The sequence below is a fragment of the Micromonospora coriariae genome (genome assembly GCF_900091455.1).
Classification (GTDB): Bacteria; Actinomycetota; Actinomycetes; order Mycobacteriales; family Micromonosporaceae; genus Micromonospora; species Micromonospora coriariae.
Window position 1 is genome coordinate 1,601,064 of record NZ_LT607412.1, and the last position, 24,363, is coordinate 1,625,426.

A 24,363-nucleotide genomic window follows, 5' to 3' on the forward strand; every position below is an offset into this window, starting at 1 on the left:
CGGCTGCCGATCGCTGGGCCAAGTCCCTCGGGTCACCCTGAGCCGCCGCCAGGCTGACGACGTTCAGCCGGGCTCCACCTGCATCGACGACTGCCCGTTCCGGCTGTGCCCGTTCCGCCGAAGGGGGACAAGTTGCCGTACTAGATGGACGAGACCTTCTGCGCCCACCAAATCGACCTCGTCGGGCACTGGTTTCGCTCGCCCGGGCGGGCGGACTGGCAGGCGGTCAACCGGGAGGACCTGCGGACGTTCTCGCGCGAGATGTCCGAGCGGATGGCCCCCGCCTGGCGGAAGTGAGCGTTGTCAGCGCAGCAGGTGGCCCACGAGCGTCTTTGGCTGGCTGCCGCCTCCGTTACTCGCCACCGCCTGCCGCGCGGCGGGGCCTGGGGATCTGCCGGTTGAAGCGTGGCTTCAGGGCTAGGACCAAGGCTTCCTTCGCACCCTCCGGGTTGTCGGTCTCCTGCCATCGGACCTTGCACCGACCCAGCCAGCCCGCGATGTCTGCGGCCGACGCCGCGTTGTGCGGAGTGTCGAGGAGCTGTCCGACCTGGTCGTGCAGCACCGATGACTCGCGGTTGCCGGTCAGGTGCTGCCGGAGACGACCCCGTAGACCCCGCCTGGTCCGGCCGACGTAGATGACCACGCCGCCGTCGAGGACCACGTGCACGCCGGGCGCGCGGGGAGCGTCGGCGACGGTCTCCATGGTGTACGGCTGGGGAGCCGTGAAGCCGGCCAGCAGGTCGTCGTGGGTGGCGTCGGGCATCCCCGGAGGCTACCGGCGTGGGCCCTCATCCGTGGCCCCGCAGGAGCCGTCGTGGTCGTCGCGGCGTCGACAGCGGCCGGCTCCGTCGAGCTTGGCGTCACACCAGATTCGGGCACGCAGGAACTGTTGATCCTCCTCGCTGAGGGTGGTCTCGCCGAAGTCGATGGCGGTGACGTGGCCGAGCGAGTCGCGTAGGGCTGCGGCGAGGGCGATGGCCCCGTCGAGGCTGGTCAGGGTGGTGGGGAGGTGAATGATCCAGCGGGGTGAGGTCATCGCTGCCACCGACTGTTCGGTGAACCTGGATCGGTGTGGCGGCAGCCGGTGTGCCGGGACTGCCACTGCCGCAGCGCCTGGCGGATGCGTTCGGCCTCGGTGTTTGCCGTGGTCAGGTCGCGGTGCAGTCGTTCGAGTTCGTCGGCTAAGCGGTTGAGGTAGTCGTGCACCTGAGCGGGGTCGAGGCCGCGCCAGCGCGTGTCGAAGGAGGCAATGCGGGCGTGGTGTGGGTGCAGGCGTTCCCCGGTCACGTAGATCATGGCTGCGACACATTCTGCTCGGCGATCAGCCTGCGGATCTGCCGGTCGGTGAGGCCGCGTTGGTCGAGGACCCGGCGACCCCAACGGTGCAGCCGGCAGGGGTGGGAGGCCCGGTCGTTGCGGCAGCGCGGGCCCTCGGGCCACTGCTCGGAGACGTGCACGGTGATCGCCTTCACGGCGAAGGTGATGTCTTCGGCGGTGACGTAGGGCGGTAGGGGTAGTTCACCGAGGATCTCGTCGATGGAATCCATGGTCCTTCCTGGTTGTCGGGTTCGGCGCCGAGGCGGGCGGGGACGGCGGCTCGCCGTTCGGGGGACGACGGGATACCGGAGCCCAGCACCCGCCCCGGGCCATGCCCCCAGCTTCGGCAAGAAGCTGACCAGGAACTACAGCGTCCGAGGGGCCTCGGTGACGCAGAAATGAGGCGTCTCCGTACCCCCTGATCGACGGACTGTTACTACAGTGGCGGCAGACGGAGGGAGATCGGCTCGTGGCCGTGAAGCGACATCGGCTCTGCCAGCGACGCAAAGCCCTCGGGTATAGCCAGGAGCGCTTTGCCGAGATTCTGGGCGTGGAGCGGTCAACCGTGGTGCGCTGGGAGAACGCCGAGACGGATCCTCAGCCCTGGCATCGAACCCGCATCGCCTCCGCGTTGGGAGTTACGCTCGAACAGCTCGACGACATGCTTGTCGACGTGTCGGTGGCAACACATCGAGGGCAGGCCATGGGAGATGAGACCCCTAATCCCGCTTCCGGCGCTGCCCGGCTGGAGCTGTTGAACGGCCTCCGAACCTACCTGACCAACTACCTCACAGCACCCGCTGGGCCAGCTCAGTCGCTCCTCGAGGTGCGGCGAAGCGTTGGCCGAGCGCACAACCTCTACCAGCGAGCGAGCTACACATCCGCCTCCCGCTTGCTGCCGGACGTGCTCAGCCAGGCGACGGACCTGTCCAGCAGGTCCACCGGGATGCATCGCAGCAGTTCTTTCCGGCTGCTCGCCGCGGCGTACATCGCGGCGTCAAAGCTGGCAACCAAGGTGGGCGACGGCGAGACCGCCTTACTGACCGCCGACCGGGCTTCCACGGCGGCGCGGCTCGCCGACGACCAGCCGCTTGCGGCCGTTGCGGCATACCAGGCGGCGTGTGGTCTCATGCGGCTGCCCGGACGGGTAACCGAAGCCGAGCAGGTCGTGCGGACCAGCATCGTCCGGCTGACAACCACCGCCCCCGCAAACGACCCCGACCTGCTCTCCGCTCAGGGCGCATTGCTGCTTCTTGCTGCCGTGATGATGGCCGGACAGGGCAACCCGAAGGAAGCAGGTCAGTTCCTGACGCAGGCCGAAGGGCTGGCAACGACGCTGGGCTCTGACCGCAACCGGTTGTGGACAGGCTTTGGCCCGACAAACGTCGTTATCCACGCGGTCTCCGCCGCGGTTCGGGCTGGCAACGCGGACCGGGCGCTGGAGATCGGAGCGCGGCTCGACACCTCGCGGCTGCCGACGGGGTTGGTTGGCCGAAGGGCACAGGTGCACGTCGACTTGGCGGCAGCGACGATGAGGTCGGCCGGCGACAGATCGGTATCGGTCCTGCACCTGCTCGAAGCCGAGCGGATAGCCGCCGAGATGGTCCACGCCAACGTCCAGGCGCGCATGCTCCTGCTCGACCTGCTGTCCAAGGAGCGACGAGCGGGGACACCGGGGCTGCGGCCGCTGGCTGAACGGGCCGGGCTGCTCGCATGACTCGACGGGGTGTGTTGTCTCTGGTCGCCTGCGCCGCTCCTCCCGTGCTGCGCATCGGCGAGCTGATTGAGTTGCTGCAGGAAGACGGGTGGATCGTATGCGTCACCGCTAGCCCGACGGCTGCCACTTGGATCGATCGGGAAGCGCTACAGCGGCAGACTGGCTATCCGGTCCGGGTCGAGTGGCGGATGCCCGGCGACCCTGAGCCGCACCCCCCGGCGACCACCGTTGCCGTCGTACCGGCCACGTTCAACGTCATCAACAAGTGGGCGCAGGGAATCAACGACGCGCTCGTGCTTGGCATCCTCAACGAAGCGCTTGGCGCTGGCATCCCGGTGTACGCGTTTCCGAACGTCAAAGCGCAGCTCGCCAAGCACCCAACCTATGACCGGCACCTGCAGCTACTCCGAGAGGCGGGCATCATCATGACGCCGCTGCCCGCCGACGTGGACTGGCGAATGGTCGCGGACAGCCTCCAAGCCCCCGCGCACGGCAGTTCTGGCGCTGCGGCTGGGCTAAACAGCTGACGTATGCGCGCCTTCGACCGGCGTTCAACCATGCGAGCGACGGCGGGTTCAAAGGGTGTGCGCAAGGAGTTCGGCGAGCTTCTCGGATGGGTGCTTCGCTCGACCAGGGTGCCCACTGCGGACTTGATGTCTTTGCCGAGGATCAGATCGCCCTCCCAGTGGCCGGGCACCGCACGATCGTCGGCCTCGGCGGGCCGTTCGCTGATCATGACCATGTCCGGGATCCGGCCGGTGTTCTCGTACCGCCGGCGGGCACGGCGCTGACTCGGCCGGTGCGCAGGCAGCGAGCTAGTTCTCGGCGTAGCTCACCGCGGCCCTGCACGAACAGCGCCTGATAGATGGTTTCAGAGGATCGCGGGGAAACTCGATTGGCAAGCGCCGCGAGATCTCTTGCGGTGGCCAACCGGCCTGCAGGCACTCGGTGACCTTCCCGGCCAGCCGCGCACAGGCCAGCTTCGGCGTCTTCGGCCGTCGGGCCCGCGCTCGCGCTCGCTGGTGAGCCCGCCAGGCACGGTAGTCGGTCCGGCTGCCGCTACCACCCACTTCCCGGGACACCGTCGAGGTGGCCTTGCCGAGCCGGGCAGCGATCGCCGTGAACGACTCGCCGCCACGCAGGCCAAGACTGATTTCCTCCCGGTCGGCAAGAGGCGGATCGCACCGGGCGTTTCGATTCGTGGCGCACGACGGTTCGGACGATCTCATGCGAGCAGCCGACCTTGCGGCCGATCTCCCTCAACGACAAGCCCTTAGCGCTCAACCGGCGGGCCAACTGCCGTTGCTCCACAGTCAGATGGGCGGTCATCAACAACTCCCTCGATCGAATCGATGCATTCTCATCGACTCGTCGAGCCCATTGCGCTGACCGACTGAACCCGCCCCCTCTGCTCCTGCCGAATGTTGACCCCCTCGCTGGTTGTTGATGTTCAGCTGTGGGTCTTTGATGGCCGGGGACGCGACCGAGGCTGCGGTCTTCGACTCGGCAGCTGTCGCCCTCCATTGAGGTGACTTCGGTTGCAAACGCCCGCGCCACGGCGCCGGCTCGATTCCGTGCGCGCGACGGAACGCGAAATCGACCAACTGCCCAAGCCGCCAGACTGGTAGCTACCGGGAATCATCCGGCAGCTCTACCGGCAGCCCCAACGCGCGTAGGCGGCCGTAGGTCTCAAGCGCGACCAGACTCTGAGCCTCGGTAGGGATCTTGATCGGTAGGGCACCACATACGTTGAGAATTCCGACCTCCTTAGGGGTGACGTGGCGGCGTTCCCGGCCCCATCTAAGAACGTCCTGCCAGAAGGTTCTGCCTGCCGTAACGACGGTGGTCTGAGCCGCGATGCCATTGAGGATGCGCTGGTCCTGTGCGCCGTCCCTTGCGCGGGCAGATGCTTCGCGGCCCTCGATGGTGGCCTTCCGCAAGTCAGGATGCCAATCCACGTGAACCTTGCTGACGGCCCGCCAACAGTCTTCGTGTTTGGCCCATTCAGTGACGTTTGCGCGGTTCCCCTCGGGACGTTGTAGGATCGTCAGAACAGCTCTACCGGCCTTCACGAGACCATCTCTGACAATCGATGGCAGAGCTTGATCCCGCCATACGGCTTCGAAGTCGAAGGCGCGGCCAAGACGCCTCAGATCAAAAGCGAGCTTGGCGATCGCATATGCGACGATGTTCGCTCGATACCCACCCTCGTACCAATCTTGTTTCGGGATCAACAATTCAAGGTTCTTCCATACGATCGCCTTGGCGATCGACGCCCGGTAGTAAGACTCGGAAAAGTAATCAGGCGAGTCTTCCCACTTCTTCGAGACGTCGGCGGCAAAGGCTGCGAAGTTCCGTTGAGCGCCTCTGCTTACGACGTGAGGCTGCTCAGCCCAAGCCATCGAATATTTTGCAAGGTCTGTCTTGCCGAACAGTTGCTCGCGGGGATACTCGAGATCAAATTCCTTCCGCTTCTTCGCCGTCAGTCCGGACCTGGCGTCTAGGTACTGTCCGCGCGCTCTCTCGTAGAACCACTTGGACTGCTTCAGCGAACCGTCGAGTGATGGAGCGTAGACACGCCGCGAGAATTGCTCAATCCGAACATGGAAAGGGTGGTTGGAGAAGAAGTCCGCTTGACTCACGCGGTTCTGACTGTTCGCGTACTCCGAAATCTTCGGCACCACATCGGCCGCATTGTTCGAGTCGACGATCGACAATTTCATCTGAACGAATACATCGGAAAGGTCAACGTTGTTAACGAATGCCGCATGGATGGAAGCTGTAGTCTGGCCACCATTGACGATCTGGAGATTCCGGATCTTTGTGAGCCGGGCGGTGGTGCCGTCAGAGTCGAGTTCCACAGCCTCCGCCGTGGCCGATATGCCGTTGTTATAGGCGAAAAACATCTGTGGAGCCGATTCCAGCGTCGTCTTGATTCCTCTGTTGACTGAGCCACGCGACTGCAGAAAGACTCGCACATTCTGCTCTAGCAGGCGAGTACCCCATCGATCGTAAATCGCCGCGAGTTGGGCACCCGGAATGACTACGAGGTAGCCGTCGTAATCGGCCCCCTTCACGGCAGCACGGAGCGCCGGAAGTGGAGCAGGAAGGTCATTCACCAGATCGAGCTCAAGCTCCTCGCGCTCACCCCCGGCCACGACGTACCGGTGCAGGCGTCCGAGATCCCAGACGTTGTGGGTAATCGGTACGCCGTCTATCTCGCCAGCTGGGACGCTGTCGACCCGGCTGCTCAGCACCCGGTTGGTGATCACGATGATTCGAACTTTGTTGACGACAGCCCACGTCGTCGCAATCATCTCAGCGAGATCAAACGCCGGTTGAGCCTGCTCCAAGCCGTCCCTGAAAGTAGGGTCGAGCGAACGGAGGATGAAGTTGCGGGCACGATTGTTGATGGCGCGGAGGTCGGTTGCGGTCAGCGTCTCCGGCCGCTCTGCCTGCCGGAAGTCGACGATGATCAGGGTTAGCACGCCGACGGCTTCCCGAGGATCGCCGGCGTAGCCGTCGACGCGGACGCCACGGACGCCCAAGTAAGGCGCCCGATCGGCGGTTTCGATCTCCCCGGCCGTTATCAGGTATTCCGTCACGACGTCAAAGAACGAGTCCTCGGCAAACGATCCCGTGGCTTCCGAGTGCGCGAGGACCTCTTGATAGAGCTGGTTGTGGTAGATGTCCAGCGCGTTATCCACGGGCAGCCTCCAGATCGGAGAGCATCGTCTCAAGCGTGACGACGAAGCTGTCAATCTCTTTAAGTTCAACCTGATATCTGACTCTACCGATGCCAGTCCGTAGGATGTCGGGAGTGATCCTCGGGAAATCTGGTCTGACCTGATATATCGACATTCCGTCGATAGACCAGATGTTGGTATACGAGTCTTCCTCCCGATAACCAGTTGCCGCCAGCCGAGACTCCAGCAGGTCACTGGCCCACGGCGCATGGTCCTCGAAGCAAGTTCGCAGGCGACTCACCCAGCCGTGGAGCGTAGTCGCGTCAGCGCCCTCGCGAGGTATCTCGTTGACCGAGAAGACCACTAGGTAGAGGGCTTCGAACGACACCATGTCCAACTGGTGCTCGGAGCTGATGCTGACCGCCGGTACGGCTCCGCCCCGCTGCGTCTTCACCTCGATGGCAGTCGGAGAAAACTCGAAGTCCTTAGGCCCGTCCAGCGGACCCCACCATCCCGTTACCGCCTCTTTAGCGCCGATCGACGGAATCAGATGCTCCTGAATGAGCCTGAGCTCGCCGACCAATCCCTTCTGCTCCGAGTTGGTGAGGACATGTGAAGGAGCTCCCCGCATGAGGTGGTGCCAGCGCCAGGTTCGGGCAATTACCCTCCGGACCGCGTCCGACTCAGTAGGAGCCAGGCCGGCTGCCTCCATAATGTCGACGCAGAGGCGGTGGAATAGGTCCGTCGACCCCGCATCCTTCAGCGCAAGCCAGAGGTGCACCTTGCCCGCTTTGTCTGCGTCGCCGAAAGAAAGCTCGACGCCACGCAGTTCCGGCAGCGTCGCGTCGCCGATCGAGGACGGTTGAACGGACATGGTCCAAGCCCTGCGCCCCCTAGCGTCCCTCGCCCAGTAGCAGTCCCAGCGGTGGCCCGGATCGGCTCGGACTGCTGTGGCGGTACCCATCGTGGTCGCGGGGCGCAGACCCGCCCAGGGATCGCTCATCAGTCTTCGCCCTCAAGCTCGTCGTCCGAGTCGACACCGAAGTGTTCGCGGAACCAGACGGTGTTCACGACAAACTCGACTCGCTTCTCCGACTGTCCCGGAGGTGACGGCGGGAAGCTGATCCCCCAAGCGGCCACAAGAGCCGGTAAGTTGGGCCCGCCGCCGTCGCTCGAAGTCGTTAGGCGTACCAGGTGCAACATGAGCAGTGGCTTCGCCCGGAAACGGCGGTATGCGACGTCAGGATAGTTCACAGGATCCCCGTCCGGCGAGGGGTTGTCTCGCCGATAGTGCTCCTCTGCAGCCTCGCGCTGGGCGTCCGGCATACCAGCGCGTTCGATGCCCCGTGATGCCACCTTTTGGTTGTTCCCGATGTACAAGGTGTTCCCGCTCGAGCGGGACCCGGTAGACCGCTTCTGATAAACGACGCGCAGATCGTTCAAGGTCTCGTAATCGGCTCGCTCAACCAGCGGCTCCTTCACGCTGGGTTGCCGGCCGACGAGCAGGACGTCCCAACTCCGAAGCGTGGACGCAGCACGCTCTTCGATGTAAGCGACGACGGGTCCGCTCTGCGTCTTGGTCGAGCCTGGATCCTGCTTGTAATCGCGCACGAATGATGCCACGAGTTCCGGCGAAACACTGGAAAATAGCCAGCTGCCGCCGAGAGGTATTGGTGTTACGCCGGAGGCGTGGACGGCGGTCACAAGTGAACGGATGCGCCGGACGTTGTAGTCAGAGTCACGTGCAGACACGGGTGTGGTTTCGATTTGCGACCCGCCGAGGCCGATGCTGACGACGAAGCGCTTGCCTGTCCCCATTTTGTTACGCGCCGTAACGATGAGACTGTCTGGATGGCTTCTGACCCGCAAACCAAAGTCCTCAGGAGTGGCGCCCGAGGCCTCCATATCTTTCAAATCGTCGCGTAACATCTCGATCGACTCGGCGATGTGTGCGTACCATCCCTGCGCGTCCTCCGGCATCCAAATCCGGCAAAGGTCCTCGTAACCGGGTCGGTAGCCGAACCAGCGGCCCATCTGCATCAATGTGTCGTACATGACCGAGCTACGTAGGAAGTACGTGATGCTGAGGCCTTCCAGGGTCAGACCTCGGGAGAGGGAGAATCCGCCAACCGCGATGACGTTGAGGCCGTTCTCGAAGTCGCTGTAGTTCAGCTTACCGGCCGACTTGTTGTTGACCTCAACGACGCGGATGGGCGCGGCGGCATCGTGGAGGACTCTGAGGACATCCTCCCACCGTTGACCGGCCTCGCCGTACTCGGTCTTCCAAGTGTTCTCCAATTCAAAAATCTCGGGCACTGCACGAGCCTCGACCGGATCGAGCGCCCCGCTGATACGGAGCGCGTTCTGCAGCTCCTCAAGATAGGAGTGCACGTGATTCCGGAGTTGGGACTGCACTCGGGTGAACCGAGACGCGTTGATCAGCATCGAATTGTGTTCCAATGCCCCTCCGCGGAGGATCCGGATGGCTCTGACCAGCAAGAACGCCCGCACAGCGAACCGCAGGCTGTCAGGCAAACCTTCGATGATTTGCGTTATCCGGTGTTTGACCGGGATGACGTCGTCCGAGTCGTTAATGGGTCGCAAAAACTCGTCCGGCGATTCGAGGAACACCCTTCTGGCACCAAGGTAGTTGCTAGGTGGGTCCAAGCTGACGATGAAATCGCGCGGGAAGAGGTCTTGGCCAAGCATCTCATCATCGCTCTCAGGGTCGATGAAGATGTTGGCGAAAGGCGTGGCGGTGTAGCCTACGTACGAACTGCGCTCGAACATGGCGAGAAGCTCTCTGATCTGCGCATTGATGGTGGACGCCGCGTTGGGATTTTGGCTGACGTTAATCGATGCGTTGTCTGCCTCATCGTCGATCAGCAGCAGGGGAGAGTTGATGCGGCCGCCCTGCAGGCTGGTTTTCAGCCACTGGGTCAGGTTGGCAAGAGTGTTGGCATTCTTCTTAATAACGAACACGGCAGGCTCGTTCAGATTCTGCAGTGGAACGCCTACCTGACTGGCTGCGGCTTGGCTGAAGTCCTTCGTCGAGCTGGTGAAGTGTGAAGGGCGGCGCTGCAGATCGATCCGGCCGACGCCTACGACCTTGCCGAGCTTGTTTTTGCCTGCTCCCTTCTCGAAGCCGATGAACCCCTCGTCCACCCTGGATTGCGTCTGGTTTCGGAGGTTGTTGTGGATTCCCGCGATGACAATGATCACCCGGTAGCCTGCGTCGGCGGCCTTGCAGACCAGTCCGAGGTAGTTCGCTGTCTTGCCGGACTGGACGTTTCCGAGCACCAGACCCTTCCGGGCCCACACACCAGCTTCCCGAGGATTTCCCAGCAAGCCGAGAGTGCGGTCGGACACTTCGCCCAGTGTCGCCAGGACGGGGACACCCATGCCCTTCGTGGACAACAGCTTTCTGTACCTCAGCCAATAATAGGGATCGATGGACGCCTTAGCGTCCGGGAGCCAAGGTTCGTGCTTCACCTTGACGACGTTCCCGATGGTCAAGATCACAGCATGTCGGGTCTCAAGAAGACGCGCGAGTTGTTCGGCGTCATCGTCCGAGACCGAACTGAATTTGGGCAGCGGCCGGAAGTCATCAATTGTCGTACGGATCAATTGAGGAGTAAGCTGGTCCGCCGGCAAGCTGGTCAGCTCGGCGGTGACCACTCGGTCTAGAGCGTCGATCACTCCAAGCTCGGCTGACATCAGGTTTCCTCCGTCATTATCTGGTCGACGACTCTTGCGGTCTCTTCCCAATTGGCGTCGAACGGAGGGGATGACTTCAGCATCCTCGTGATCCGCTCCCAGCTGAGCCCGCGCTGCAGCAGCGAGGCGACCGTACTCCGAGTGATCTCGCTCAGCTCTTCGACGCTGACCGAAGCGGCGTTGACTCGGTCGGGTGCCTCACTCATATCGTGCAGGAGGCTGTCCACTGGCAGGGTCCGCGAGAACACGTTCAGGACAGTCAGGAGCTGGGTGCGGCGGTCGGCGGGGAGATCCGCGAGCATCGACTGGATCAGAGGGTGCTCGGAGTTGATCTGATAGCGGATCCCGGTGCGAGTGTGAATTCGTTGCCATGTCGGAATCTCTGCCAGCGCAGCTTTCCGGACTCCCCGATGTGTGTAGATTCTTTTCGATGTCGCGACAATCGCCTCGATCAGAGTCTTGAGGCGTCGTCGCACGTAGTCCGGCGGCTCTGCACTGGCCTTCAAGACGTTGATCTTCCAAGATTCGTCCAGTGAACTCGGAATATCGAGTAGGACCCTGGTCAGCTTGGTCCTCTCAGTTTGCTTCGCGATACCGAACCAGGTCCCCCACATGATCAGGCGACGAGCCCGGTAGAGGTAGAACCCCTGGTTCTTGATGAATCCATCCCGTCCACCTAGGCGCTCCCACGCGTCTTGGTCCACGTTGCTGTGATGTGGGAGGGTGAAGGGCTGCATCGTTACGGCGCCGGCTTTGGTCCAAATTTTCTCCACGGGTCCGGCGATGGTCGCGGCGTACTTGCGGGCGAAAGGATCGAACGCAGCGAGCTCTCGGCTGTTGACTGAGATTCGTATGGTGCGATGACCGCCCTCGCGCTCCAAAAATCGGTGAAAGACCATCTCTAGATGACATGCCGCCTCGGAGACGCGCCTTGCAAATGTTCGAGAGTCGTTTCCATCGTCAGTTCCGCTGACAATGCGGTCCAAGTTCTGCCAGACCACCAGCGTGCCTGTCTCGCCGACACGGTCGGACCAGGGGACTTCGGTGGCTGGGGGCCGGCTGACGTACCACTCGTCTCGGCGGCTGACCTCGTCCAGGTCCCACCGGGCGGTACTGATGACCTCCGACTGCTTTGTCAGCACCGTCATCCGTCGGCACTGGGAAAACGATGCAGTCTTCATGCCCATGCCGAATCGTCCTAGGTCGTCGGGCTGGCGTCCTTCGGAGGGGCTGGTGCTCGCGAGGCGCATCGCCAGGTGCAGTTGCTCAGCGCCCATGCCGTACCCGTCGTCCAAAATCCCGATGGCGGAGTCGGATCCATCGAACTTGGCGAAGATTTCGACACGCGTTGCGTCGGCAGATACGGAGTTGTCGACGATGTCGGCAAGGGCGGTCTCCAAGCTGTAGCCAAAATCGCGCAGGCTCTCTACCAGGCTTGCCGCGCTCGGACGCGCCTCGAACCCGAAGTTCCCGGCGTCCGACGGAACGTTTCCGTCTAGCAAGCTTCCCCCTCGTGTCCCTGAACCACCCCACGTGCCACCTATGATGATCTTCAGGGTGGTTGTTGCAGTCCACTGTTCAGGTACGTTGTCCTAGACGAGTAGTTCCGACTGCCGGTTAGTGGTCGAACGGTCAGTGGTCGAAGGCGATCAGGGATTGGGTGGCCTGGGTCGGCGCCGGGCGCGTGGAGGCGGTCGCCGCCGCGGCGCTCCCCCAGCCGGGATTCCTGCTGGACTGTCCCGGATCGGCCAGGGCCACGAGGGGGTCTGGGGCCCTGACCAGCTCGGACGGCTTGTCGTCCGCGGCGGACAACCGGCCGATGCGTAGCTCGGCCGCCGTGCGGCCAGGCGGTCGACCAGGTCGTCGACCTGCTCGTTGGTCTGCGCGATGATGATCAGCCACTCGCCGGCGGCGGCCAGATCGAGGGCGGCGCGCACCACCAGGGTCGCGCCGGCCCCAGGCGGCGAGTCGACCACCATCCCACGGTGTTCACCGGAGAGTAGATCGGCCAGCACGGCCTTGATCACCCGTCCCGCCTCGACCGCGGGCGGTCTTCCAGCCCGGCAAGCATCGGTCCCACCTCCCCACAAAGGCGTCCCCGGACACTACCGGCGAAATTCCTGCTAGCGGGACCCCCGATCTCTTTCCGGCAAGCTGGACCAGGGCCTTCGCACTCAGGACTGGACCAACGATGTTGCCTGGAGCGACAACCTCCTCTGAATTGGCAGCACGGAGAGGCTCAACCCTGTGAGCTGCAGCACTGGCACGATGACGGCTCGCAAACGAGGAGTCACCCCCCTGCCTCTGAAGGCTGCATTCCATCGACGGAAGCGGCAACTGTCCGGAATCTGACAGCGCTAGGGTTGTCCGACACGAGTGATAGGGATGACGCGTGCAGCAAACATGGTCGCTGCGACGGAGCGTGGGGGCGTGACGATGACCAGCGGCTCTGGGGAGTCGGCCGCTCGTCGGCCAGCTCCGTTGAGTGAAGCGGTCTCCAACCAGATGAAGCGAATGCGCCGGGCCTCCACCAAGCCGGAGCTACTCATCCGCCGAGAACTGCACCGCCGCGGCCTGAGGTTCCGGATCAACCATCCTGTACTGCCGGGACGACCTGACATCGCCTTCACCAGAGCACGTCTCGCGGTCTTCGTTGATGGGTGCTTCTGGCATCAGTGTCCGAAGCACGGGGTGATGCCGAAGAACAACCGTGAGTGGTGGCAGGCGAAGCTGCGTCGGAACGTCGAACGGGACAGGGAGAAGGACGCGGCACTGACGGCGCTGGGCTGGCAGGTTCGGCACTTCTGGGAACACGAGGACCCGGTGGCCGTGGCGGATGAGGTGGAGCAGACATGGCGACATCTACGGACACCGCCGGCGCCTGTTTCAAGATCAGGACGTAGGTTGTGACATCCTGGTCGTCACCAGGGACGAGCTGACGGAGGTGGGCAGATGCCCGGCAAGGCGTGGTTCGACGTCGCACCCTCGGCTGCACGCTTGACCAACTCGCTTCGCGACATCGGTTATGACTTCCCGACCGCAGTGGCCGACATCGTCGACAACAGCGTCGCCGCCGGCGCCTTGCGCGTGGAGGTGATGATCGAATTTGCCGGGTCGAAGACCCGGGTCTACATCGCCGACGACGGACGCGGCATGTCTCCCGGTGCGCTGCTGGAGGGGCTCCGACTGGGCACGCGTCGCTCCTACAAGACAGGGGATCTCGGCCGCTACGGGTTGGGTCTCAAGACCGCGTCCCTGTCGCAGTGCCGTTCGGTTGCAGTGATTTCCCGCAGCACCCCCGACGTTGTGCGGACCTCAGCCCGAGTCCTCGACCTTGACGTGGTCGAGGAATGGGATCAGTGGATCGTGATTGATCCCGGCGCGGATCCGGATATCGCCAGAGCCCGTCAGTGGCTGGCCGAGGGCACCGGGACTGTCGTCCTCTGGCGCAACCTCGACCGGGTGCTGCCGGAGAAGCGTCCCGAGGGGGGCTGGGCACGCCGGCGACTGGAAGCGCTGGCAACAAAGACGGCGGAACATCTCGGAATCGTGTTCCATCGATTCCTCGAAGGCGTCGGCGGACGCACTCCGCTCGTCATCACCGTCAACGGTCAGAAAGTGCGGGCATGGAACCCGTTCGCTCCTGACGAGGACTGCCTTTCCGAGCTGCCCGCGCAGCGCTTTGAGATCGCCGCCGGCGATGTCTCGGGCCATGTTGACCTTCGCCGTTTCATCCTGCCGTCCCGTGACAGATTTTCCAGTCCAAGCGAGTTCGAGCGACTGTCGGGGCCGTTGAACTGGAACCGGCAGCAGGGTCTCTACGTCTACCGGGCCGACCGACTGGTTCAGTGGGGCGGCTGGAGTGCCATCCGCGGCATCGACGAGCACACCAAGATGGCCCGGGCCTCGCTCGACTTCAGCACGGACCTCGACTCGGCCTTCAATATCAACGTCGCGAAGATGCGGGTGTCGCTACCGGCCCAGTTGCGTCAGATGCTGGAGGTGCCGGTCAACGAGCTGTGCGGCTACGCCAACGACGCTTACCGCAAGAGCGCCCGGGTGAAGGCAAAGCCCTTGCCCCTGGACCTCAGCGCGTCAGCCGACGTGCGGTCCGCCACACAGGCGGCGACGACCACCGGGCTCGCCCTGCGAGCGGCGGCGATGCAGTCCGGCGAGTGGGCCGCCTGGCAACGAATCGCGGCGACCCTGCGCAAGGACGCCCCGGAGATCGCCCAGTCGTTGGGATTGGAGCCGTGAGCCGTTGACGGACCCGGCTCAGAAGAGCCGTAGCGGGTCCGCGCGGGACTCCGAGCAGAGCTTCTGGAGCGGGCAGGCGTTGCATTCCGGATCCACCGGTCGGCACAGACTGTTGGCCAGCTCGACCAGACCCAGATGGGCTCGCCGGGCGTCCGAATCAGCGCCGATCATTCGGGCGATCTCCAAGCGGCCGTCCGTGAGCCGGTTCCGACGATCGACAGGATCACCGCTGAAGCGGGCGGCAACCCGGAGTACGCCCTTCGTCACAAGAACGGGCTCCTCGGACTCCTCTTCGCTGTGTGCGGGCACCACGAGAATCGCGAGATCGGCCACCGCTTCGGTGAGCCCCGGGACTTGGCGGAGCTGGTCGTCGTCATGGAGCAGCTCCGGGTTGTCGGCGAGCCGGCCGGCCAGTTCCAGAATCGCCCCGGCTCGGCCCGGCCGCCCAGCCCACTTGCTGATCTCCAGCAGCTCAGCCTCCGCGAGGACGGTCTCCTGCGGCTCACGCCAGCGGGCCAGGAGTGGCCAGATGAAGCGCACCACCTCGGCCGGCGCGCGGTCCAGAAGCATTTCGGCCTGAATCACCTGCCAGCGGGTTTCCGCCCTCAGCCACGGAAGGCCGCGGACCGCAGCGCTGTCGAACCACGCGGCGAGAAGCGCAGCGATGTCCTGCGTCGTCGCGGGCACCGGTCGCGGATCGTCCAGAGCCGCGCGGACAGCGCCGGCGAGATGCTCCCCCAGCAGCGGGGGAACGGCATTACCGATCTGGCGGAACGCCGCAGACGGTGGCCCGGCGAAGCGGAACCAGTCCGGGAACGTCTGAAGCCGCGCCGCCTCGCGAACCGTGATGGTGCGGTTCTGCCGCGGATGGATGTACCAGTAGCCGTCCTTGGCGATGTGTGCCGTGATCGTGCGCGACAGGTTATTTTCGTCGAGCCGCTTGTACTTGTCGTCGAAGATGTCCTCGCGGTATCGCTTGACGTCGTCCGGGAGATCCCGGTACCGAGTGGTGGCGTCCATCGCCTCGAAGGCGCGAGCGTCGTCTTCGCGGACGGGCCGCGTGACGTGGTCGAAGATCTTGTTTGCGTCGTCCTCGGGCACCGACTTCCGCATGCGCCGCTGGAACTCGCTCTGCGGTCGGTCGTAGTCGGTCCAGCCCTCCGCGCCACCCGCCGGCCGCCATCCGCCTTCCACTTCCGGGAGGTCGCCGATGGCATTCCAGACCGTCACCCGCTCGCGCTGTTCCTGAGGCCATGTGAAAGCCGCGCCGTCGCGGAGCGCCACCAGGATGAGTCGTTGGCGGAACTGCGGAACGCCATAGCGGAAGGTCTCCACCGAGCGTTCCTCGACCGAGTAACCGATCGACTCCAGCTCATGGACCATGGTCCGGAGGATGAACATCTCCTTGTCCAGTGCCATGTCCGGCACGTTCTCCATGAGAACAGCCTGAGGGCGGGCGATGCGAGCGATCTCAAGGTAGGAGCGCCACAGGTCCCGGCGCTCGTCGTACGGGTCACGCAGCCCGTGACGGACCCGGTGCCTGATCTTCGAGCGCCCAGCCTTTGAGAACGGCTGGCAGGGAGGGCCGCCAGCGAGGAGTTCCACTCCCGCCGCCTTGATCAGTTCAGCCACCTGCCGAACCCGCTCCGGATCCCCTAGGTCCCAGTCGACGCTCATCCCGCCGTGGTGATGTCGGTGGGTCTCGATCGCTTCCTCGTCATGGTCGACCGCGATCACGACCTGGTATCCAGCGGCTTCGAGTCCCAAACTGAGACCGCCAGCACCGCTGAACAGGTCGGCGGCCAAACGGCCGCCACTGGCCCTGAGCCTCGATGCCAAGGAGACGAGCTCCTCGGGCTCCGAGCAGGCGTCAGGGTGAGGAGCGAGGCGAAGGAAAGGACCGCGAACCAGCTTGACCCCGTACCCGCGGCGACGAACAGGGGCGGCTGGGGGCTGGTCTTCACTGGTCACGATCAGGCAGATTACCGCCAGGTCGCCTGTGTCGACGATCGCCCATCCCGACACACCGCCGACTCATTGCGTGCTGCTGTCAACCCGACCGTTGACCTGAGCAACCAACCATCCATACGGTTGGAAGCATCGTGTGCAAAAGGCATGTAACGACCGGAAGCGCAATAAACGATCTTGGCGCACCGCGTGAGAGGAGCATCACCTCCCTATACTCGCGCTGTCTGTATCCAGGTCCAACGTTGCGCCCGCACATCGGGGAGGCGCTGATCCGGTCGGACAGCAACGAACGCAACTGTGCGGCGCCCCCGAGCTCCGTGCCCGACTGGAGCCGACCTGCTTTGAGCTACGACATCGCCAACCCGGATCCCGCCGGAACCATCACATCCCTCCGGTCCTTCGGGTACAGCGTCGAGGCCGCCGTGGCGGACCTCGTTGACAACAGCGTCTCGGCCGGCGCCCGGCGTATCGACGTCTACTTCACCTGGGCGGGCCCTGCCTCGTGGGTGGCGGTCGTGGATGACGGCAGAGGCATGACGACCGAGGACCTTGTCAGCGCGATGACGGTCGCCGCCCGCGGCTCCTTCAAGGCTCGCGCATCTGAGGATCTGGGCCGGTTCGGTATGGGCCTGAAGAGCGCATCGTTCTCGCAGGCCGCCCGACTCACGGTTGCGACAAGCCCCGAGGCCGGCGCAGCTGAGGCTGTCCGCACCTGGGACCTGGCGGTCGTGTCCGCCACCAGCGAGTGGCGCCTGCTGCACGGCACCGATGACGAAACCGCTGAAACTCTGGCCCGGCTGCGACCGGACGGGGGTGTCGGCACAACCGTGATCTGGCGAAGTCTGCACCGGTTCGACGTCGACGGCCTGGCGGTGGAGGACACCCGCGCGCAGAAGCAGTTCTACACCGAGGTGACCCGCGTCGAGGAGCACCTCGGTATGGTCTTCGCCCGTTTCCTGACTGGCCGGAACCGGATCACGATGGCGGTCAACGGCACTCCGGTAAAGGCGTGGGATCCGTTTCTGAGCGGCCATCCTTCGGTTCAGCGACTTCCCGCCGAAGAGTTGCCCGTCGGTTCGCACACCGTGCGGATCGAGCCGTTCATCCTGCCCCATCCCAAGAAGCTCGACTCCGAGCAGCAGGAACAGGCCGCCGGTCCAGCCGGCTGGCTCGACCAGCAAGGGTTCTACGTCTACCGGCGGGACCGGCTGATCGTCGCTGGCGACTGGCTCGGCATCCGCGGTTTCCGCCGCGACGAGCGGTACAACTTGGCGCGGATCGTGGTGGACGTCCCGGCTGAGGCGGACGCCGAATGGGCCATCGACGTGCGGAAGTCGACGGCAGTGCCTCCGGTAGGTGTTCGACGCCATCTCCAGCGCATCGGCACAGCGACCCGCAGCAGGGCCGCCGAGGTGCTCAGCCACCGCGGTCGGATCGCCGCCCGGGAGCACGGCGCCGAGTTCATCTACGCCTGGCGGGTGGACAAGCGCGACGGCAGCATCCGATGCCGCATCAACCGCGACCATCCGCTGGTGCGGGAGGTCATGCAGGGCGGCCCCGATGCGGCCGTCGACGCCAAGGCGCTGATCAGGCTGCTTGAAGAGACCGTCCCGGTGGCCGCGCTGCGGATCATGCACGACGGTGACGTGGCGGATGACCCCGAGCCTTTCCTCGGAGCGGCACCCAAGGAAGTGGGCGACGTGGCGAACCGCATCTACGCCGCGTTCGTCGCCCAGGGCCGCACCCCTCGCGAGGCGAAGGAGCGCCTCGCGCTCATGCCGCCCTTCGACCAGTTCGACGGCTTCTGGCAACAACGCTGACGGCCCTACCGCCGCCGACCGCACATCAGATCAACGGGGAGGGCCACATGACCGCGCAGACGCAGGACAACCATGACGCGATGCAGCAGGCGATCCGGCTCGTGCTCGCACTGCTTCCTCAGGACCGTCAGGCAACGCACGACGAGATCGCGGAGAGCGTCGATCCGATCTGGGTGATGCAGCAGTCCCGCGGCCAGTTGCTTGACCGGGACGTCCTGCTCAAGGAGATCGAGTCGCGGGTTGCGGTGTGGCAGGACGACTCGGTCGGTTTGAAGGACGATCGCAACCACATCGAATGGCTCACCGAGGCTCAGCTGGAGCGCAGCTGGGACTTCTGGGACCGCTACCGCCGGTATCTCGAGGATGTCCGCCTGATGCCGCCGCGGGTCGTCCGGCGACTGGACCAGAGCACGGACCGCATCCTGCGCCAGATCGAGGACCCCCGACGTCCGGGCGCCTGGCGTCGTACCGGCCTCGTGGTCGGCCAGGTGCAGTCGGGCAAGACCGGCAACTACATCGGCTTCGCCAGCAAGGCGGCCGATGCCGGTTACAAGCTCATCGTGATCCTGGCCGGCATCCACAACAGCCTCCGGAGTCAGACCCAACTCCGGGTCGATGAGGGCCTGCTCGGCTTCGACACGCAGTACCAGCAGCGCTATGACGAAGCCACGAACACCGCACGCATCGGCGTCGGCGTGATGCCCGGCGTGAAGCGGCTGAAGATCGCCTCACTGACGAACAGCGCGGAAGGTGGGGATTTCAAGCAGCAGATAGCCAGGAACCTCAATCTGCCGATCGGTGACTACCCGGTCGTTCTCGTAATCAAGAAGCACAAAAGCATCCTTGAGAACGTCCGCAAGTGGATCGTCGAGGTTGAGGGCGTGCCCGTCGGGGACGGTAAGTCCAAGGTCGTGCGGGACATTCCTCTCCTCGTCATCGACGATGAGGCGGATCACGCGTCCGTCGACACGACCAAGGACGATGACACTGACCCCTCGACGATCAACCGGTCGATCAGGCATCTGCTCAACAGCTTCGACAAGGCTGCATACGTCGGATACACCGCGACGCCCTTCGCCAACATCTACATCAAGCCGAAGGCGGACCACGACACGTTCGGGCTCGACCTGTTCCCCGAGAGCTTCATCGAGAGCCTGCCTGCGCCTTCGAACTACCTCGGCCCGGAGCGCGTGTTCGGGCTGAACGCGACGGACCCGGATGACGACGGGATCAGAGCTCTTCCGATCTTCCGCCCCGTCCATGACCACGAGGCCTGGATGCGTCCGCGGCACAAGAAGGAGTGGGTGCCGCCGGAGGAACTTCCCCCGTCACTCCGCGAGGCGATCGACTCCTTCATTCTGACGTGCGCCGCCCGTCGGGTACGCGGACAGGGTTCGCAGCACAACTCCATGCTCGTCCACGTCACGCGGTTCGTCAGCGTGCAGAACCGGATCCGCGACCAGATCGACGAGCACGTCAGCCTGACGCGTGACCGACTCCGCGACGGCATGGGCGGCGAAGCCACCCACGTGCTCGCCCGACTCCGACTCCTGTGGGAGAGGGACTTCACCACCACCAGTGCGACGTTTTCGGCGGAGGAAGCCTCGCCGGTCCAGTGGACCGACGTAGAGAAGGAGCTGCGACCGGCTCTCCGGAAGATCGATGTCCGGGCTGTCAACGGCACCTCCCGCGACGCGCTCGAGTACTACGAGAACCGCAAGGCCGGTCTGTCCGTCATCGCCGTGGGTGCGGACAAGCTCTCCCGCGGCCTGACGCTGGAAGGCCTCAGCGTCAGCTACTACCTGCGCACGTCGAGTATGTACGACACGCTGCTGCAGATGGGCCGCTGGTTCGGTTACCGCCCCGGCTACGAGGACCTGTGCCGGCTGTACACGACGCCCGAGCTCTTCAACTCGTACGGTGAGATCACGGCAGCGGACAACGAGCTCCGTCAGGACTTCGCGGAAATGGCGCGCCTCGGCCAGACGCCGGAGAGCTTTGGACTGCGCGTGCGCGCTTCTCCGGCCGGGCTGGCGGTCACCGCCGCCAACAAGATGCGACGCGGCGTCAAGGTGCGGCTCAGCTACTCCGGCGAGCTTCCTGAGACGACGGTCTTCAGCCTGCATGCCGAGGCTGTCCGGCGGAACTTCGACATCCTCGAACGCTTCATCACCGGCTTGGACGAGCAGAACGCTCCTGTACTCGACGGGACCAGCCTGGTTTGGCAGGGCGTGCCGCCCACCGAGATCATTGACGGTTTCCTCGACGGATACATTTCCGACCGCGGCTCCTACCGGGTGCGCCCGGCGCTCATCGCGCAGTACATCCGTGGCTGCATTTCGGTGGGCGAGCTGTCGCGTTGGACGGTGAGACTGGTGGGCACGCCCACCGGAAGGCCGCGCAAGATTGGCACTCAGCGACTTCGCCTCGTGACCCGTTCCCGTCCGGATGGCTTGCAACCGGAAGAAGGACGGCACACCATCAAGCGCGTGCTCAGTCCAGCGGACGAGAGCAGGGATCTCTCCGGTGAGCTCCGAACACGCGCGCTGGAAGCGACGAGCGCAGCGCGTCGGCTCGAAGCCGACCGCAAGGGGAAGGAGTTCAAGGAGCCGAACATCCCCACCGGGCAACCACTCCGGAGGTTCCGGCCCGTGCAGGAGCCGTTACTCCTGATCTACCCGATCGAACACCCCGAGGCTGAGAACGACGCCAACCTTCCTCCGTTGGTCGGCTTCGCGATCAGCTTCCCGTTCTCGGAGCACCCGACCGAGACCGAGTACGTTGTCAATGACGTCTGGAGGCAACTCGAGATCGATTTCTTCGATGACGAGGATCCGGACGAGTGACGATCCGAGAAGAAGACTGGGGGCCCCTCGAGGCTGAACACCACCCGTACGGCATCGTCGCCCGACGGCTTTTTCCACAATCGCCGCACGACATCTTCCTGGCGGTTCAGCAGCCAACCGGGAGACGGGTGCTCCTTCTGCGGGTGCCGGCATCTGCCGGTCAGACGGTGGTCGATCAGTTTCCGTCGTTGCCCAGCACCCGCGGTCTTGTGATCGAGTTCGCGACGGCGCCCGACGGCAGCACCGAGCTTCGGGTCGTCCTCACCGTGGACGAGCGGCGCGAGGTCTTCAATCCGCTGATCGCCGACATGGCTGCGACCGCACAGGCAGCGGTGGGCCCCGTTGAGGCTCTGACTGCGGCCATCGAGCGCTTCGAACACTGGCGTCATCTCCTCCAGTCCATCCGCGACACGGGGCTCAGTGAAGAGGCACGACGCGGTCTGTTCGGGGAGCTGATCGTCCTACGCGACCACCTTTGTCCGGTCCTGCCGCCTCAGGAGGCGGTGTCGGCCTGGCGTGGGCCGATCGGGACGAATCAGGACTTCGAGCTGGCCAACTGTGCCATCGAGGTCAAAACGGGGACGGGGAGAAACCCTCGGAGCATCGTCATCGCGAGCGAGCGTCAGCTCGATGACACCGGGACAGACCACCTGCTGCTGGCCCACCTGTCGCTGGACGAACGTCGGGGCGGCTCGGGCGAGTCGCTCAATGCCGTCGTCGACTCCCTGCGTCAGGCGTCACCGTCCGCGGCGGTACGAGCAGAACTTGATGATCGGCTCATCCGTGCCGGCTACCTTTCCGAACACCGGCATCTGTACGACGAGCTCCGCTACACCGTCCGGGGAACGGACTTCTGGCACGTCACCGACGACTTTCCGCGCATCACGGAGGCTGACCTACGGCCAGGGGTCGGGGGCTGCCGCTACCGAATCAGCACTGTCGGACTGGACCAGTACGGTGTATCCGCCGAGCGGGTCGCCAGGATTGTCAAGGGGGAGGCATGAGCCAGACCAGCCTGTCGGCTTACGCGCAGGAACTCGTCGCCGACGTGCTCGCCACAGCCGAGGCGGAGAACGCCACCGCTCCGGACACCTTCACCCGACGTGTTCTGGATGAGTTGGAGCAGGCCGGCGAGGTGGAGAACACCTTCACCGCGTACCACAAGGCCCTCGGTCTTGAGGTCAACGGCTACGGAATGAACGAGTCCCTCGGGACCCTGGATCTGTTCATCACCCAGTTCAGCCTTCAGCCGGAGGAAGCTCGCCTGACTCGGAGCCAAGCTGAGGGGCACTTCAAGCGGCTGCTGACCTTCGTGCGCAAGTGCCGTGACGGTCTCGCCAGGGACATTGATGAGTCGTCGGACGTGCATGACATGTGTGTCGCGGTTGAAAAGGCTCTGCCCAACGCTCCGCGGATCCGACTGTTCCTCCTGACGGACACCGTCAGCGCGGTTTCGACGCTGCCGCCCGGCGAGCTGGACGGTCTCACCGTCACCCACGAGGTCTGGGACATCAACCGGCTCCACCGGCTGGCTTCCTCGGGGACGCTCAGCGAGCCGATCGCGGTCGAGTTCGATCCACCGCTCCCCTGCCTCGCGACGCCCGAGACCGACCGCAACTACTCCGTCTTCCTAGCGATCATCCCGGGACAGGAGTTGGCCGACCTCTACGGCCGGCACGGCACACGGTTGCTGGAGCTGAATGTCCGGTCGTTCCTGCAGACCAAGGGTGGGGTCAACAAGGGGATCCGGGACACCCTTCTGCACAACCCGGACCGTTTTCTGGCCTACAACAATGGCATCACCGCCACAGCTTCGACCGTCGAGTTCACTGAACTGCCCGAGGGCGGTCAGGCGGTCAGCAAGATCCATGATCTGCAAATTGTCAACGGCGGTCAGACCACGGCCTCGATCCACTACGCGCACACGCGTGACAAGGCGGATCTCAGCCGCGTCCATGTACAGATGAAGCTGACCCGGGTCTCCCCCGACCGCCTGCAGGAAATCGTTCCGGAGATCTCCAAGTACTCGAACACCCAGAACAAGGTCACGGTCGTCGACTTCAGCTCGAACCACCCGTTCCACGTTGCCATCGAACAGGTCACGCGATCACTCTGGGCACCGGCTGCGGACGGAAGCGGGCAGGAGACGAAGTGGTTCTACGAACGCGCCCGAGGGCAGTACACCGACGCCCTAGCCCGCGAACGCACCCCAGCCAATCAGCGCAAGTTCAAGAGCCTGCATCCGACCGCGCAGAAGTTCACCAAGGCTGATGCTGCCAAGTTCATTCACTCATGGGCCGGACTTCCCTACCTGGTGAGTCGAGGGGCTGAGAAGAACTTCCGCGAGCTCATGATGCGGATGGGTGACAATGCCCCGGAGGTTGACAAGAGCTACGCGCAGCGTCTGCTCGCCAAGGCAATGCTGTTCAAGGCCACCGACAAGATCGTTGCAGCGCGAGACTTCGGCGGCTACAAAATCAACATCACCTCATATTCGATAGCTCGGCTCGTGGAGGCCACCAACCGGCGGGTGGACCTGGACCGCATCTGGCGGGAGCAGGGGCTGTCGCCCGCGCTCGCCGCTGCTCTCGACGACCTGTGCGCGCCCGTCCGCGAGGTGATCGTCAACCCGCTCCGAGGAGGCGCCAACATCGGCGAATGGGCAAAGCGTCCGGACTGCTGGGAGTCGGTGCTCGCCATCCCATGGACGGTCCCCGACGATCTCGCGGCCGAACTGGCGGACCAGCCGCTGGAGGACAGCGCTCCGACAGCTTCGGATGAAACCACCGCAGGCGATGTCGCTCTGGTGATGGCTGTCTCCGCCCCCGGATGGTTCGCTCTGGCCAAATGGGCCAAGGAGACGAGGAATCTCCAGCCCTGGCAGCGACAACTGGCGGAGACTGTCGGCCGCTATATCAACAACAGCTGGCCGGTTGCCGAAAAGCAGGCATCGCAGGTACTGCGGGTCATGGCCGAGGCACAGCGGCTCGGGTTCAAGAGCGCGCCCTGACGTCGTGGCGCGCACCGAACGAGAA

At 64.3% G+C, this 24,363-nt stretch carries 20 protein-coding genes and 1 pseudogene; 9 read left to right on the top strand and 12 right to left on the bottom strand.

Annotated features, from left to right (window positions below; translation table 11 throughout):
• Positions 1–144 precede the first annotated feature (144 nt).
• Entirely contained in the window at positions 145–297 is a 153-nt protein-coding gene (locus GA0070607_RS32265) for a hypothetical protein (RefSeq protein ID WP_157743100.1), read from the top strand.
• A 55-nt stretch (positions 298–352) separates the two neighbouring features.
• Here the strand turns inward: GA0070607_RS32265 and GA0070607_RS07435 are convergent, their stop codons facing one another.
• Genes GA0070607_RS07435 through GA0070607_RS07450 form a run of 4 tightly spaced genes read right to left on the bottom strand, consistent with a single transcriptional unit; the run spans position 353 to position 1,547 of the window.
• Positions 353–763 (bottom strand): GIY-YIG nuclease family protein, encoded by a 411-nt coding sequence (locus tag GA0070607_RS07435; RefSeq protein WP_089017526.1) that lies wholly within the window; start codon positions 761–763, stop codon positions 353–355.
• A 9-nt stretch (positions 764–772) separates the two neighbouring features.
• A complete protein-coding gene (locus GA0070607_RS07440; RefSeq protein WP_089017527.1) occupies positions 773–1,036 on the bottom strand; it encodes a hypothetical protein in 264 nt (87 codons plus the stop codon).
• The gene (locus tag GA0070607_RS07445) at positions 1,033–1,296 is read right to left on the bottom strand and encodes a DivIVA domain-containing protein (RefSeq protein WP_089017528.1); all 264 of its coding nucleotides are present in this window, start codon (positions 1,294–1,296) and stop codon (positions 1,033–1,035) included. Before GA0070607_RS07445 ends, GA0070607_RS07440 begins: the two co-directional genes overlap by 4 nt.
• Complete coding sequence (locus tag GA0070607_RS07450; RefSeq protein WP_089017529.1) at positions 1,293–1,547, bottom strand: protein kinase family protein; 255 nt, start codon at positions 1,545–1,547, stop codon at positions 1,293–1,295. The genes GA0070607_RS07445 and GA0070607_RS07450 overlap by 4 nt, the downstream gene beginning before the upstream one ends.
• A gap of 239 nt (positions 1,548–1,786) precedes the next feature.
• Here GA0070607_RS07450 and GA0070607_RS07455 point away from each other — a divergent pair, with 239 nt between their 5' ends.
• The gene (locus tag GA0070607_RS07455) at positions 1,787–3,034 is read left to right on the top strand and encodes a helix-turn-helix transcriptional regulator (protein WP_157743101.1); all 1,248 of its coding nucleotides are present in this window, start codon (positions 1,787–1,789) and stop codon (positions 3,032–3,034) included.
• Positions 3,031–3,561, top strand: coding sequence for a flavoprotein (locus GA0070607_RS07460; RefSeq protein ID WP_089017531.1), 531 nt, complete (start codon positions 3,031–3,033; stop codon positions 3,559–3,561). Before GA0070607_RS07455 ends, GA0070607_RS07460 begins: the two co-directional genes overlap by 4 nt.
• Positions 3,562–3,849: 288 nt before the next feature.
• On the opposite strand, the gene GA0070607_RS34080 is transcribed toward GA0070607_RS07460, so the two are convergent.
• The 7 genes and pseudogenes from GA0070607_RS34080 to GA0070607_RS34090 form a co-directional block, all read right to left on the bottom strand.
• Positions 3,850–4,188 (bottom strand): helix-turn-helix domain-containing protein, encoded by a 339-nt coding sequence (locus GA0070607_RS34080; protein ID WP_456299228.1) that lies wholly within the window; start codon positions 4,186–4,188, stop codon positions 3,850–3,852.
• The gene (locus GA0070607_RS34085; protein WP_456299229.1) at positions 4,094–4,558 is read right to left on the bottom strand and encodes a helix-turn-helix domain-containing protein; all 465 of its coding nucleotides are present in this window, start codon (positions 4,556–4,558) and stop codon (positions 4,094–4,096) included. The genes GA0070607_RS34080 and GA0070607_RS34085 overlap by 95 nt, the downstream gene beginning before the upstream one ends.
• Positions 4,559–4,662: 104 nt before the next feature.
• Positions 4,663–6,741: an AIPR family protein gene (locus GA0070607_RS07475; RefSeq protein WP_089017534.1), complete on the bottom strand. Its 2,079-nt coding sequence runs from the start codon at positions 6,739–6,741 to the stop codon at positions 4,663–4,665.
• Complete coding sequence (locus GA0070607_RS07480; protein WP_089017535.1) at positions 6,734–7,723, bottom strand: PD-(D/E)XK motif protein; 990 nt, start codon at positions 7,721–7,723, stop codon at positions 6,734–6,736. The genes GA0070607_RS07475 and GA0070607_RS07480 overlap by 8 nt, the downstream gene beginning before the upstream one ends.
• Positions 7,723–10,437 carry a Z1 domain-containing protein gene (locus tag GA0070607_RS07485; RefSeq protein ID WP_089017536.1) on the bottom strand — a complete coding sequence of 905 codons (2,715 nt, stop codon included), beginning with the start codon at positions 10,435–10,437 and terminating at the stop codon, positions 7,723–7,725. The genes GA0070607_RS07480 and GA0070607_RS07485 overlap by 1 nt, the downstream gene beginning before the upstream one ends.
• Positions 10,437–11,939, bottom strand: a complete 1,503-nt coding sequence (locus GA0070607_RS07490; protein ID WP_157743102.1) for an ATP-binding protein — start codon at positions 11,937–11,939, stop codon at positions 10,437–10,439. The genes GA0070607_RS07485 and GA0070607_RS07490 overlap by 1 nt, the downstream gene beginning before the upstream one ends.
• A 268-nt stretch (positions 11,940–12,207) precedes the next feature.
• Positions 12,208–12,527, bottom strand: a pseudogene (locus GA0070607_RS34090) (helicase); the annotation flags it as partial.
• A gap of 346 nt (positions 12,528–12,873) precedes the next feature.
• Here GA0070607_RS34090 and GA0070607_RS07500 point away from each other — a divergent pair.
• Both GA0070607_RS07500 and GA0070607_RS07505 read left to right on the top strand, forming a co-directional pair.
• On the top strand, positions 12,874–13,347 hold the full coding sequence (locus GA0070607_RS07500; RefSeq protein ID WP_231931127.1) for a very short patch repair endonuclease: 474 nt from the start codon (positions 12,874–12,876) through the stop codon (positions 13,345–13,347).
• A gap of 42 nt (positions 13,348–13,389) precedes the next feature.
• Positions 13,390–14,694 carry an ATP-binding protein gene (locus GA0070607_RS07505; RefSeq protein ID WP_089017538.1) on the top strand — a complete coding sequence of 435 codons (1,305 nt, stop codon included), beginning with the start codon at positions 13,390–13,392 and terminating at the stop codon, positions 14,692–14,694.
• Between the two features lie 18 nt (positions 14,695–14,712).
• On the opposite strand, the gene dcm is transcribed toward GA0070607_RS07505, so the two are convergent.
• Entirely contained in the window at positions 14,713–16,500 is a 1,788-nt protein-coding gene (dcm, locus tag GA0070607_RS07510) for a DNA cytosine methyltransferase (protein ID WP_231930891.1), read from the bottom strand.
• A 503-nt stretch (positions 16,501–17,003) separates the two neighbouring features.
• Here dcm and GA0070607_RS07515 point away from each other — a divergent pair.
• Genes GA0070607_RS07515 through GA0070607_RS07530 form a run of 4 tightly spaced genes read left to right on the top strand, consistent with a single transcriptional unit; the run spans position 17,004 to position 24,338 of the window.
• Positions 17,004–18,482 (top strand): ATP-binding protein, encoded by a 1,479-nt coding sequence (locus tag GA0070607_RS07515; protein WP_089017539.1) that lies wholly within the window; start codon positions 17,004–17,006, stop codon positions 18,480–18,482.
• A 47-nt stretch (positions 18,483–18,529) separates the two neighbouring features.
• Complete coding sequence (locus GA0070607_RS07520; protein WP_089017540.1) at positions 18,530–21,328, top strand: Z1 domain-containing protein; 2,799 nt, start codon at positions 18,530–18,532, stop codon at positions 21,326–21,328.
• On the top strand, positions 21,325–22,332 hold the full coding sequence (locus GA0070607_RS07525) for a PD-(D/E)XK motif protein (RefSeq protein WP_089017541.1): 1,008 nt from the start codon (positions 21,325–21,327) through the stop codon (positions 22,330–22,332). The genes GA0070607_RS07520 and GA0070607_RS07525 overlap by 4 nt, the downstream gene beginning before the upstream one ends.
• Positions 22,329–24,338 (top strand): AIPR family protein, encoded by a 2,010-nt coding sequence (locus tag GA0070607_RS07530; RefSeq protein ID WP_089017542.1) that lies wholly within the window; start codon positions 22,329–22,331, stop codon positions 24,336–24,338. Before GA0070607_RS07525 ends, GA0070607_RS07530 begins: the two co-directional genes overlap by 4 nt.
• Positions 24,339–24,363: the final 25 nt, after the last annotated feature.